The organism is Brumimicrobium glaciale (genome assembly GCF_004152935.1).
Classification (GTDB): Bacteria; Bacteroidota; Bacteroidia; order Flavobacteriales_D; family Crocinitomicaceae; genus Brumimicrobium; species Brumimicrobium glaciale.
This window is the reverse complement of sequence record NZ_SETE01000010.1, coordinates 34,978-48,623: the sequence shown is the minus strand read 5'-3', so window position 1 is coordinate 48,623 and position 13,646 is coordinate 34,978. Positions and strand designations below refer to the sequence as shown.

Here is a 13,646-nt window from a genome sequence, read left to right as displayed (position 1 = left end):
TATTGATTGAAAATAATAAGGTTAAAACGGACATCTTAAGTATATTGTTTAATAAGTAGGTGAATTTAGAAATTTGCCCTCACTTATATTTTGTAGTATAGTTTAATTGGTGTAATTTTGCCACACTTTATTTCCCATTATTAAAATAAGGATAAGAAAAACATGAGACAGCTTAAAATTACAAAGTCGATCACTAACCGAGAAAGTCAATCACTAGATAAGTATCTACAAGACATTGGTAAAGAAGAATTGATTACAGCCGATGAAGAGGTTTTATTGGCAAGAAGAATTAAACAAGGTGATCAAAAAGCTTTAGAGAAATTAACAAGAGCTAATTTAAGATTTGTTGTCTCCGTAGCAAAGCAGTATCAGAACCAAGGACTTACACTTCCAGATTTAATTAATGAAGGTAACCTAGGGTTGATAAAAGCAGCTCAAAAATTTGATGAAACTCGTGGATTCAAATTTATCTCTTATGCAGTTTGGTGGATTCGTCAATCTATTTTGTCAGCATTGGCAGAACAAGCACGTATTGTTCGTTTGCCTTTGAATCAAGTAGGTTCATTGAATAAAATCAATAAAGCATTTTCTCGTTTAGAACAAGAATACGAACGTCCACCATCAGCTGAAGAATTAGCTGAAGCATTGGAAGTTCCAGAAGATAAGATTAAAGAAAGCATGAACGTTTCAGGACGTCACGTTTCAATGGATGCACCATTATCAGCTAATGAAGATGGAGGTACTTTAATGGATGTGATGGCGAACGCTGATTCTCCAAAAGCAGATACGCTGTTGATGGCTGAGTCACTTCAACGTGAAATAGAACGTTCCCTTTCAACATTGACAGACAAAGAACGTGAGATTATTCGTTTATTCTTCGGAATTGGAATGAATCACGGTTTAACGCTGGAAGAAATTGGATCTAAATTCAACTTAACGAGAGAGAGAGTTAGACAAATCAAAGAAAAAGCAATTAGAAGACTGCGACACACTTCGCGAAATAAACTTTTAAAGGCTTATTTAGGATAAGAAATTTGGGGGCTGCTATTATTAGCAGCCCCTTTTTTATATGCAAAAATTTAAATCAAATCATAAACACAACAATATGAATACTTCAAACGGGTATGAAGAACAGTTAGACGCTCACGTTAAAAGAGAGAGAGCAGCTGTTAAATTAGCCAGTAAAACCGGACAACTTCTTTATGACAAAGGAGTGGAGTTAGTATTATTTAGAAACCACCTTGTAGGATTGACAGTTTCTGAAATTATGAAATTGCATGACTATTCACGCAAAGTAGTTCAGAAGCCAATCGACGTGTACACGACTTCTGCTTTGGCAGAGGCACTTTTATCTATCGACCTTGCTCCATCAAAATTGGACATCGGACGTTTAGCTTATGAGTACAATGACACAAAAGCTAATTTTAGCGACGAAAAAGAATTCTTAAAAGAAACGTTGAAAGACTTTATCGGTCAAGATAAAGCAAAAACAGAACCTCGTGATGTAGTTTTATACGGATTCGGTCGTATCGGACGTCTTGCAGCGCGTGAGTTAATCAAACAAGCAGGAAAAGGTCAACAATTACGTTTAAGAGCAATTGTAACAAGAGATGTTTCTCCTGAAATCATTAAAAAACGTGCAGCTTTATTTACAAATGACTCTGTTCACGGAGCTTTTGATGGAATAGTAGATGTTGATACAGAAAACAATGTATTGAATATTAACGGGATGAAGATTCAAATGATTGAAGCTAAAAATCCAGAAGATATTGACTATACAGCTTATGGAATTAACAATGCATTAATCATTGACAATACAGGCGTTTTTACAGATAAAGAAAGTTTATCAAGACACTTGCAAGCAAAAGGAGCTTCTCGTGTAATTTTAACTGCACCAGGAAAAGGAATTCCAAATATCGTTTATGGAATTAACCAAGGATCTTTAGATCTTGAGAATACTAAAATTTTCTCGGCTGCTTCTTGTACAACGAATGCAATTGCGCCAATATTAAATGTTATTAATGACAAATTTGGTGTTGTAAAAGGTCACATCGAAACTGTTCATGCTTATACCAACGACCAAAACTTGTTGGACAACATGCATAAGAAACCAAGAAGAGGTCGTTCAGCGGCAATCAACATGGTTATTACTTCAACTGGTGCTGGTAAAGCAGTAACGAAAGTTATTCCAGATTTAGAAAATAAATTAACAGCAAACGCTGTTCGTGTTCCTACTCCAAATGGTTCTTTGGCAATTTTAGCTTTAGAATTAAATAAAGAAGTTACAACGGAAGACATCAACAATGCTGTTAAATATGCAGCATTAAATGGTAGTTTGATCAACCAAATTCATTATTCAATTGATGAAGAATTGGTGTCAAATGACATTATCGGAAATACATGTTGTTCCGTATTTGATTCACCAGCAACAATAGTTTCAAACGACAAGAAAAACGTTGTGCTATACACTTGGTATGATAACGAATTCGGATATACGAAACAAGTTATTCGTTTAGCTAAATATGTAGCTAAAGTAAGAAGATTGATCTATTACTAGAATTTTAGTTTTGTGTTAGTTACCAAGAGATGCAATCTCATGGTAACTAAAAAAATTAAATAACGGTAATTAAAATATGTAAACAAAAAGGACGCACTTATGGTGCGTCCTTTTTGTTTGCGATGTATTTTGGATTTGACGGTGTTTTTTGATGTTGTTGGATGCACGGAATTGGATGTTATAGTGTGGTTGGCTTACCCTGTTAGCTTGCCTACCGTAAACCCAAACCGTCAATGCACGTCCAATACCGTCAATTCATATTCTAATATCGTATTCGCTGGAATAATCGACGAACTTTGATCTGCATAACCTAGTTGCGGTGGAATAATTATATGAATACTTCCGCCTTTTTTCAACATCATTAAAGCATCTTGCCATCCTATAATTAATTGACTCACTTTAAAGCTTAAGGGATCATTTTTCGAAATAACTTGAAATGAATTTCCTGTCAAGAAAGAACCTTTGTAATAGAAGGTAACCTGATCTTTGTAACCAATAAATTCTTCACCTTCACCTTCTTCAACGATAGCGTAGTAAAGACCATCTTCGGTTCTCTCCATTTCTAATCCTGTCGAGTCTAAATATTCTTTAATTTGATCATCAAAGGATACTAAATCTCTCTCAGAATAAGTTGTGCAGCTTGCAATTGAAAATAAGAGTATAAAAAGACCAATCCACTTCATAATTATAGTTTTGCAGGCGTTAAAGTATATCCTTCCGCTTTTAGTAATTCGATTACTCCATTTGGACCGCCTAAATGTGCGGCTCCAACAGCAATAAACGCTTTGTTTTTCTTGATAATTTTCTTAATCGGTGCAATCCAGTTTTTATTCCTGTTGTTTAAGAAATCTTCTTCAAATTCAGGTGAACTTACATCTGAGTTCACAGCAAAACTATGGATCTTATTGATGTCTTGAGATAAATAAATATCAATTAACTTTCTCATTTCTTCCTCTCCATCATCCCCTGATCTTAAAGCTTCCATGATCATATTTACCTGATCGTCTGAACTCAAATTGTCGATGAAACCCATTTGTTCCTCAATTGTTTCCAAGCCTAAAACCTCTATTTCATTGGCTTTTGCAATTTTCTCTAATGACATTTCATAACTCTGTGGATTTTCTCCAAAAGCATCCTTTGTAAATAACTGTAATAAAACAAATGGTTTCATTTTTCCAAAAGCCATACGCATTTGCGCTTCTTCAAAGCCAAGGTTCTCTTTCGTATAAGTGAAAATTGAATCCAACTGTTCTTCTGTGAAATAATCGAACATTGTTCCAGAATCCAACATCATTAATTTCATCGCTTTCATTTGTTCTCCTAGACCACCAATTTCCATTACTAAAATGTCAGAAGCCTTAACTTTATCTTTCAATGTCTCCGGAAATAAAAAATCATCATTTGGAATTAAGTGCATTGTTCCAAAAATGTAAGATGGCGATTTAACTTTTTTTCCTGTTACTTCCCATAAAAGAGAATTTGTAGGCGTTTCTTGAGCAATTCCAAAATTTATGGAAAAGAAAAGAGCAGAGATTATTACTAAAAGCGTTTTCATAATTGTTTTTTTAATTGGACTAAAAATGAATTTTCATCATCTTCGAGTAAAGTCAAGTCAAGGCCAGCTTCATTTGCAAATTTCTCAAGGTTTTTTACATCTACGTAAACCCAATTGAACCAGCCACTTTCTGAATCTTTATACTTCATATTGAATTTAAATTCCCCGTAGTAATTTGCGTTTAGGTCTACCCAAAGTGCTCCTTCTTCGTCTTCAAAAACGTTTTGAACATCGGTTGAATCGCACAAAATACTTCCGCCTGGAGCTAATAGCGAAGCTACATGTTTTAAAAACGGTGTCACTTCATTAAATGTGCCAGCTAAACCAATTCCATTCATCAATAATAAAATGGTATCGTATTCACCTGTATTGAAATCAAGTATTGGAGTAGAGTAGTGTGTTGCTTTAGGAAAAACTTCTTCTAAATAACGCAAAGCAGTCGGACTTACCTCTAAAGTAGTTACATCATGTCCTTTTTCGAGTAAATATCTAGCATGTGGACCAGCTGCGGCGCCAACATCAAGAATTCTTCCCGTACAATGTTCCATGGCAGCAATTTCTAACTTTGGAAAGTCGTCGAAATTACGCATTAAATGGTCGATAGGTAAAAAGTCGTCATCTATAAGATCAGATTCCACAACAATATCCTCAGGACTGTTATGGGTATGATAATCCCATATTGCTTTACCGATTGGGTCTTTTTTATCCATGTTATTTATGCTAAACTAAATATCGTAATCGTCAATATTGTCAAACTGACCATTTCCAAATTCATCATCGAAGTCGTCAAAATCTTCTGCGTTTGGATCACGGTCTGTTTCAAATTTCATATTCTCCAAGTTTTTATGGCCTTTATCCATCATTTCTTGAGGGATATCACCAACTTCTAGAATTAATTGTGGATGTTCAACCTCTTCATCCGTAATTTCGTGCAATTCAATTAAGAAAATCCACATTGATAAAAAGTCGTGAACTAATATGAAACGTTGTTTTGGATCAGAAATGCGTTCTTTTAATTGTAAAGAATTCATTTCTACGGGAGCCTCTTCTTCATCGATTTGCCCAAAAGACATATCCATCAAAGAAATCTCTTCTCCTTTATTCCAATCTTGGTCACTTACAAAAAATGACGCCATTTGATCATTTGAAAACCCAAATGCATCTAAAATAGTATTGTAAAAATGTTCAAAATTAAAATCATCATTGATTAAAATATCTCTAAAAACTTCAGTGTTCTTAACACTATCGAGTAATATTCTAAATTTAAGTCCTGCCATATTATCGTTTCCTATTGAACAATCAACAAAGTTAATAGTTTTCTATCTCTTCAAACCCAATTCTTCTCCTAATTTCAGCATCATTTGAAATGCTTCTTCATAGTCGTTTTGGATTTTTCCTTCTAAAATTGCTTCTTTTATTCTGTTTTTAATTGTTCCAATTTCTCCACATGGTTTTATATCAAAAGTTTCCATGATTAATTGACCATCTATTGGTGGTTGAAAATTACGAACACTGTCTTTTTCTTCAACCGATTTTAATTTTTCTTCAACTTTCTTGAAGTTATTGCGGTATTTCTTGACTTTAAAGTCATTTTTTGAAGTTATATCCGCATTACACAATAACATTAAATCTTCAATGTCATCGCCAGCTTCATTTAATAATCGGCGAATCGCTGAATCTGTAACATCACCCTTTACTAAGGAAATAGGACGTAAATGTAAACGTACAAGTTTCTGTACGTACTTCATTTTATGGTCCATCGGTAATTTCATCCGACGAAAAATCTTAGGAACCATTTTCGCTCCTAAATCTTCGTGGCCGTGAAATGTCCAACCAATTTTTTCATTGTACCTTTTTGTTGGAGGCTTCGCAATATCATGCATTATCGCTGCCCATCTCAACCATAAATCATCGGTATGTTCAGCAATGTTGTCTAACACCTCTAAAGTATGATAGAAATTATCTTTATGTGAATGTCCATTAATTGTTTCAACTCCTGACAAATTTACCATTTCTGGAAAAAACTGATGGAGTAGGTGAGTTGAATTTAATAATTTGAATCCTCGTGAAGGCGTATCGCTCAAAATTATCTTATTGAGTTCTTCACTTATTCTTTCTGCTGAAATAATTGAAAGCCGTTCAGCATTTTCTTTAATCGCATTAAGGCTCTTGATTTCAATCTTAAAATCCAATTGTGTTGCAAAACGAATGGCACGCAACATTCTCAATGGATCGTCAGAGTAGGTTGTTTCAGGATCGAGTGGTGTACGAATAATTCCCTTCTCCAAATCTTCAATTCCATTAAATGGATCAATTAAATCTCCGAAATTATCTTCATGTAAACTCAACGCCAATGCGTTAATAGAGAAATCTCTTCTTTTTTGATCTTCATCTAGTGTTCCATCCTCAACAATTGGCTTTCTTGAATCTCTTTGGTAAGATTCCTTACGCGCACCAACAAATTCAATGTCAAGGTCTTTATAATTGAAGTGTGCGGTTCCAAATGACTTGAAAGTAGTCACTTTTTTAACGCGTAGTTTTTCTGCGACCTTTTCTGCTAATTCAAGTCCATTGCCCACAACAACAATATCGATATCCTTTGATGGTCGATCCAATATTAAATCTCTCACGAAGCCACCTATAACATAAGATTCCAGACCTTCTGTGGTGATAATGTCTCGTGTGACTTTAAAAACGGGATGTTTAAGCTTTTCTTTGTAATTCAATTTCATTTCGGGTGCAAATATAATTGACTTTTAGTTAAAATGATAGTTTATGCCTATTCACCTGAGTAATATCTTCGATTATTCGGCATAAGATTTTACTGAATCAATCTGTTTTAGGTATAAAAACTCTGAACGTTTGAAAAGGGAATAGTGCGAGTAATTGCTAAATAATAACTTTTTCCCTTTAAGATTAGATCCTAATTCAAGTCTAAAAAGTTCATTTTCTTTAATAATAATTTTTAATGGATTGGTTTTAAACCAATCTATCTGAGCATAAATCTCATTTTCTCCTAGATTGAGTTCAAATGTTTGAGATTCTCCATCTTGAATTTTAGCAACCTTTTCATTATTGATGAATAGCTTAATACCACGACCAAAATTGACCATTTGATTTATTCTAATTACTTCAATTTTTCCTTTAATCATGAGGGTCAGTCTATTGATTTTTAAAACTCAGGTTTCTTTGCGGTTTTCTCAAAAGACTAATTCGTGTTCTTCACCTTAATCCAACCATAAACCCCTTTGTTTTTGAAGTTTGTATAGTTCAAAACTCTACTTTGCTCTTCAGCAATACCATTAAAAAACACGACAAATTGCCAATCATTTTTCTCATATAATATTTTATATAAGGCTCCTTCATTGTAATGAATAATTAAATTGGTTTCTGCCCAGTCTTTAAAAGCATTTTCCTCTACCACTTCTGGGGACCAACGCACTTCTGTTTTTTTACCTAGCTTATAATATTTATCTGAAAATTCTACTTTCTTTGGAAAGAAAGGTCCCACCATATCACCTGAATCTCTTCCCACAAAAAAGCGATCGTTTATTTTAAGCCCCTCTTCAACTCTTCTGAGTCGATAAATGTTATGACTCGCACTTTTGCAACACGGATATTTGTGCACATATAAAATAACTTCGCTTGTTAATGGATGTATTTTATAAGCTAATAAAACACCTACATCACTGAAAAGTCCGCGATAATTTCTGTCTTTTTCAAGATCAAAAATCTCCACATATTCTCTTTCGTCAACGTCGTTTTTCAATCCTTTAAACAAGAGCAATGGTTTTTGCTGTTTATTAAAAGAGATATAAAACCATTGAGACTTATATTTTTTCCAATATTCATTAAAACTATTCGTTTGAATAGTCAAATCATGGCTCAACTCATTAAAACTGTGAAGTGTTTTAACTTTTTCTTCAATTGAAGCATCTTGAGAAAGTATTTTATTAAAATCACTTTTTCCATCATTTACAAAAACTTCATGAGGAATATTTACTAAACTCGGATTAACCTGCGCTTGATAGCTACTGGTCGAGATAGCAAACAATAGAAATAAAGATATTTTTTTCATGTTTATTAAAATAAAAAAGGGAGCATATAAATACCCCCTTTATTTTTCAAATATTAAAATTTATTTTTCATCTTCTTTAGCATCATTCACCTTTTTCTCTCCTTTAATCACTTCAGTTGCTAAACCATCTTTTTCCTTGTTTAAAGTCATCTTGATGGTATCACCTTCTTTGATTGAAGCATTGATAATTTGTTCTGCCAAAGGATCCTCAATATATTTTTGAATTGCGCGGCTCAAAGGTCTAGCTCCAAATTTCGCATCATATCCTTTGTCAACAATAAAGTCTTTTGAATCTTTGTCTAACTCGATTTGATAACCTAAGTTATTGATTCTTTTGTACAAATGTACCAACTCCAAATCAATGATTTTATGAATATCAGCACGTTCAAGTGATTTAAACATAATCATATCATCAACACGGTTTAAGAATTCTGGAGAGAATGCTTTACGTAATGCACTTTGGATAACTGATTTTTGATCATCGTCCGTAGCAGTTAATTTCGCTGCAGTTCCAAATCCTACACCGGTTCCAAAATCTTGCAATTGTCTTGCTCCAATATTTGAAGTCATAATGATGATTGTGTTTTTAAAGTCAATTTTACGACCCAAACCATCCGTCATGTGACCTTCATCTAATGCTTGAAGCAAAATATTGAACACATCAGGATGCGCTTTTTCAATCTCATCTAATAGAATAATAGAGTAGGGCTTTCTTCTTACTTTTTCAGTTAATTGACCACCTTCTTCATATCCTACGTATCCTGGAGGTGCTCCAACTAAACGAGAGATAGAGAATTTCTCCATGTATTCAGACATATCCACTCTAATTAAAGCGTCTTCTGAATCGAACATTTGTCTGGCCAATACTTTTGCCAATAAAGTTTTACCAACTCCGGTTGGCCCTAAGAAGAAGAATGAACCAATTGGTTTGTTTGGATCTTTCAATCCGGCGCGGTTTCTTTGAATTGCTTTCACAACTTTTGAAACAGCTTCATCTTGACCAATGATTTGACTTCTCACTTCGTCATACATTTTTGCCAGTTTACCGCTTTCTTTCTCAGCGATACGCTGAACAGGAATTCCGGTCATCATAGCAACAACATCTGCAACGTTTTCCTCTGTAACCGTTACTTTATGGTTTTTAGTATCTTCTTCCCACTTTAATTTCTCTTCTTCTAATTGATCTTGAAGTTTCTTTTCAGAATCACGTAATTCAGCAGCTTTTTCATATTGCTGAGATTTAATTACATCATTTTTCTTGTCTTTAATTTCTTCAATCTTTCCTTCGATTTCGATAATTTGCTTCGGTACATTAATGTTCGTTAAGTGAACACGAGAACCTACTTCATCTAATGCGTCAATGGCTTTATCCGGCAAGTGACGATCAGAAATATATCTATCCGTTAAAGAAACACAAGCTTTAATCGCTTCTGGCGTATAAGTCACACTGTGGTGATCTTCATAACGCTCCTTAATGTTATTTAAAATTTCAATTGTTTCTTCAGCAGTTGTTGGTTCAACCAATACTTTTTGGAAACGACGCTCTAAAGCCCCATCTTTTTCGATATGCTGACGGTATTCATCTAGCGTAGTTGCTCCAATTGCTTGAAGTTCTCCTCTTGCTAAAGCAGGTTTGAACATATTTGACGCATCCAAAGATCCGCTTGCTCCACCAGCACCAACTATAGTATGAATTTCATCAATAAATAGAATAACATCTCTGTTCTTTTCTATTTCTGCCATTACCGCTTTCATACGTTCTTCAAATTGTCCACGGTACTTAGTTCCCGCAACAAGTGAAGCTAAATCTAACGACACAATTCTTTTATCGAACAATACACGCGAAACTTTACGTTGTACGATTCTCAAGGCCAAACCTTCAGCGATGGCACTTTTACCAACACCAGGTTCACCTATAAGGATAGGATTGTTCTTTTTTCTACGCGATAAGATTTGACTTACACGTTCAATTTCTTTTTCTCTTCCTACAATTGGATCTAATTGATCATTCTCAGCGAGTTTTGTTAAATCTCTACCGAAATTGTCAAGCACAGGAGTTTTTGATTTTGTATCTCCAGATTTTCTAGCTCCACCAGTTGGTCCAGCTCCACCTGCAAATCCAGCATCTCCACCTCCGTCTCCAGTTCCAGGGAATTCCGCTCTCGGATTATTTTCTTCTAACATAGCTTCAATTTCGTCTTTAATGTTGTCATAAATTACTCCATATCTATTCAAAGTTCTGCAAGCAACATTGTTTTCGTCCTTTAATATAGACAACAACAAATGTTCCGTTCCAATTACTGGACTCTTGAATAGTTTTGCTTCCAGATATGTGATTTTCAATACTTTCTCAGCTTGTTTAACCAATGGGATATTGGTCAAATCTTTAGCTGCGTTATTAGTTGACTTATTTAGGTACGATTCTATTTGATACCGTATCTGTTCTAAATCTAAATTAAATTCTTTCAATACACGAATGCCCAAGCCTTCTCCTTCACGAATAAGACCAAGCAGTAGGTGTTCAACGCCTATATAATCATTCCCAAGACGTAAGGCTTCCTCACGACTGAAATTGATAACGTCTTTTACTCTTGGCGAAAATTTTGCTTCCATAGTTTTACGAATATACATAAATTTTGTGTTGCTCACTTGCTAGATAATTAACACTTTCAAAAATAAAACGATTTAACAAGAGAATGGTTTAAGTTCTTCACAATTATTCACAGGATTTTGTTTATAATTTATAAAATCACTGTTGCCTAACTTGATTTAAATCCTTATTTTCGGGGATTCTTATGCACGCAACTTTCGTGCAGTAATAAATTAAATGACAAGATGGCAGAAGGAGAAAGAATCATTAAGATTAATATCGAAGATGAAATGAAATCCGCTTACATCGATTACTCGATGTCAGTAATTGTTTCGCGTGCTCTTCCAGATGTACGTGATGGATTTAAACCAGTACATAGACGTGTGCTTTACGGAATGCAAGATTTAGGAGTTTACTCCAACAAAGCACATAAAAAATCAGCGAGAATCGTTGGTGAGGTATTAGGTAAGTATCACCCGCATGGAGATAGTTCAGTTTATGATACAATGGTGCGTATGGCTCAATATTGGTCCTTGCGTTATCCTTTAGTAGATGGACAAGGTAACTTCGGGTCAATGGATGGAGATAGTCCAGCCGCAATGCGTTATACTGAGGCACGATTAAGAAAGATATCTGAAGAAATGTTGGGTGACCTCGACAAAGAAACAGTTGATTTCGTACCTAACTTTGATGATAGTTTAACAGAACCTACAGTTTTACCTACTAAAGTACCCAACCTTTTAATTAATGGTGCAAGTGGTATTGCAGTTGGGATGGCGACAAATATGGCGCCCCACAACTTAACTGAGGTAATCAACGGGACAATTGCGTACGTTGATGATAAAGATATCGACATTGAAGGTTTAATGAAGTACATCACTGCACCTGATTTCCCTACTGGAGGAATCATTTACGGTTATGATGGAGTTAAGTCAGCTTTTGAAACTGGAAAAGGACGAATTGTTATTCGTGCAAAAGCGATAATCGAAGAAAATAAACACGGTCGCGAGCATATCGTTGTGTCTGAAGTTCCTTATCAAGTGAACAAGGCGGATATGATTAAGAAGACCGCTGATATGGTAAACGAGGGAAGAATTGAAGGGATTACTGATATCCGTGATGAATCTGACCGAAATGGTTTGCGTATTGTTTATGAATTGAAACGTGATGCAATTCCTAACGTAGTGTTAAACAAATTGTTTAAGTTTACTGCGTTACAAACTTCATTTTCAGTGAATAACATTTGTTTGGTTGATGGTCGACCTGAGTTGTTGAACCTAAAACAAATGATTGAGAAATTCGTTGCTTTCCGTCACGAAGTGATTGTTAGAAGAACGAAATATGAATTGCGTAAGGCAGAAGAAAGAGCACACCTATTAGAGGGATTAATTATTGCATCTGATAATATCGATGAAGTAATTAAAATCATTCGTGCATCAAACAGTCCAGACGAAGCAAGAGAGAACTTAATCAAACGTTTCGAACTTTCAGATTTACAGTCACGTGCGATTGTAGAAATGCGATTGAGACAGTTAACAGGACTTGAGCAGGACAAGCTAAGAGCTGAATATGCTGAGTTGATGATAACTATTACTGATTTAAAAGATATTCTTGCTAATGAGTCACGCAGAATGGCAATTATTAGAGAAGAATTAGAATACATTCGTGAGAAATACGGTGATGAGCGTCGTTCTATTATTGAATACTCAGCTTCAGAAATGAGAATTGAGGATTTAATACCAGATGATGAAGTTGTTGTAACAATTTCTCATGCAGGTTATATTAAACGTACTAGTTTAAGCGAATACAAAGTTCAAAATAGAGGTGGAACGGGCTCAAAAGGTTCGACTACTAGAGATAAAGATTTCTTAGAGACAATTTTTGTTGCTACAAATCACAACTACTTGATGGTATTTACTGAAAAAGGTAAATGTTTCTGGATGCGTGTATTTGAAGTTCCTGAAGGAAGTAAAACTTCTAAAGGTAGAGCGATTCAAAACTTGATCAATATAGAACAAGACGATAAGATTAAAGCATACATCAACGTTGAAGATTTAACGAATGAAGAGTATGTTGATAATAACTTTATCATAATGTGTACTAAGAAAGGTATCATTAAAAAAACGAAGTTAGAAGCTTATTCTCGACCACGTTCTAATGGTATCAACGCTATTAATATCAATGAAGGTGATGAATTATTAAGCGCTAAATTGACTAATGGTAAACAAGAAATTATCTTGGCGAAAAGATCAGGATACGCAATTCGTTTCAATGAGTCTACTGTGAGAACCGTAGGAAGAAACTCAATAGGAGTGAAAGGTGTTAAAATGAGCAGACCAGAAAATGACGAAGTTATTGGAATGATTTGTTTGGAGCCAGATAGTGAGAACAGTATTTTAGTTGTTTCTGAAAATGGTTATGGAAAACGTTCGTTCTTTAATGATCCGGAAACTGGAGATCCAATTTACCGTGTTACTAACCGTGGTGGAAAAGGTGTGAAAACACTTTCTGTTACTGAAAAAACAGGTGATCTTATTGCTATTTTGAATGTAACAGACGATGATGATTTAATGATTATCACTAAACGTGGAATTACAATTCGTTCAAGAGTAGATCAGATTCGAGTTATGGGTCGTGCTGCACAAGGTGTGAAAGTAATCAACCTTTCAAAAGGTGGTGAAATTGCTGCTGTTGCAAAAGTGCCGAAAGAAGATGATGTAGAAATTATTGAAGGTGAAATCGTTGACGGAGAGATTGTTGAGGGAGGTGTTGTTGATTCAGAAGATATCGACACTGAAAATCCTGATGCTCCAGAAGAAGATGGCACAGAAAATGATACTACAGAAGAATAAGAAATAAAAAACAG

11 protein-coding genes are annotated in these 13,646 nt (G+C 34.8%); 3 read left to right on the top strand and 8 right to left on the bottom strand.

Features of this window, described 5'->3' with window-relative positions; translation table 11 throughout:
* Window positions 1–162: 162 nt before the first annotated feature.
* Window positions 163–1,029 (top strand): sigma-70 family RNA polymerase sigma factor, encoded by an 867-nt coding sequence (locus ERX46_RS17145; protein ID WP_130095099.1) that lies wholly within the window; start codon window positions 163–165, stop codon window positions 1,027–1,029.
* A gap of 76 nt (window positions 1,030–1,105) precedes the next feature.
* Window positions 1,106–2,557, top strand: coding sequence for a glyceraldehyde-3-phosphate dehydrogenase (locus ERX46_RS17140; protein WP_130095098.1), 1,452 nt, complete (start codon window positions 1,106–1,108; stop codon window positions 2,555–2,557).
* A gap of 230 nt (window positions 2,558–2,787) precedes the next feature.
* On the opposite strand, the gene ERX46_RS17135 is transcribed toward ERX46_RS17140, so the two are convergent.
* From ERX46_RS17135 to ERX46_RS17100, 8 genes are all read right to left on the bottom strand, one after another.
* Window positions 2,788–3,240: an FKBP-type peptidyl-prolyl cis-trans isomerase gene (locus tag ERX46_RS17135; RefSeq protein WP_130095097.1), complete on the bottom strand. Its 453-nt coding sequence runs from the start codon at window positions 3,238–3,240 to the stop codon at window positions 2,788–2,790.
* A gap of 2 nt (window positions 3,241–3,242) precedes the next feature.
* The gene (locus tag ERX46_RS17130) at window positions 3,243–4,112 is read right to left on the bottom strand and encodes a TraB/GumN family protein (protein ID WP_130095096.1); all 870 of its coding nucleotides are present in this window, start codon (window positions 4,110–4,112) and stop codon (window positions 3,243–3,245) included.
* Window positions 4,109–4,822, bottom strand: coding sequence for a class I SAM-dependent methyltransferase (locus ERX46_RS17125; RefSeq protein ID WP_130095095.1), 714 nt, complete (start codon window positions 4,820–4,822; stop codon window positions 4,109–4,111). The genes ERX46_RS17130 and ERX46_RS17125 overlap by 4 nt, the downstream gene beginning before the upstream one ends.
* A 15-nt stretch (window positions 4,823–4,837) precedes the next feature.
* Window positions 4,838–5,389, bottom strand: a complete 552-nt coding sequence (locus tag ERX46_RS17120; RefSeq protein WP_130095094.1) for an IS1096 element passenger TnpR family protein — start codon at window positions 5,387–5,389, stop codon at window positions 4,838–4,840.
* Window positions 5,390–5,431: 42 nt separating this feature from the next.
* Window positions 5,432–6,844, bottom strand: coding sequence for a CCA tRNA nucleotidyltransferase (locus ERX46_RS17115; RefSeq protein WP_130095093.1), 1,413 nt, complete (start codon window positions 6,842–6,844; stop codon window positions 5,432–5,434).
* 72 nt (window positions 6,845–6,916) lie between these two features.
* On the bottom strand, window positions 6,917–7,264 hold the full coding sequence (locus ERX46_RS17110; RefSeq protein ID WP_130095092.1) for a hypothetical protein: 348 nt from the start codon (window positions 7,262–7,264) through the stop codon (window positions 6,917–6,919).
* 56 nt (window positions 7,265–7,320) lie between these two features.
* On the bottom strand, window positions 7,321–8,190 hold the full coding sequence (locus ERX46_RS17105; protein WP_130095091.1) for a hypothetical protein: 870 nt from the start codon (window positions 8,188–8,190) through the stop codon (window positions 7,321–7,323).
* A 60-nt stretch (window positions 8,191–8,250) separates the two neighbouring features.
* Window positions 8,251–10,803, bottom strand: a complete 2,553-nt coding sequence (locus ERX46_RS17100; RefSeq protein WP_130095090.1) for an ATP-dependent Clp protease ATP-binding subunit — start codon at window positions 10,801–10,803, stop codon at window positions 8,251–8,253.
* Between the two features lie 222 nt (window positions 10,804–11,025).
* Here ERX46_RS17100 and gyrA point away from each other — a divergent pair, with 222 nt between their 5' ends.
* Complete coding sequence (gene gyrA, locus ERX46_RS17095; protein ID WP_130095089.1) at window positions 11,026–13,632, top strand: DNA gyrase subunit A; 2,607 nt, start codon at window positions 11,026–11,028, stop codon at window positions 13,630–13,632.
* Window positions 13,633–13,646 lie beyond the last annotated feature (14 nt).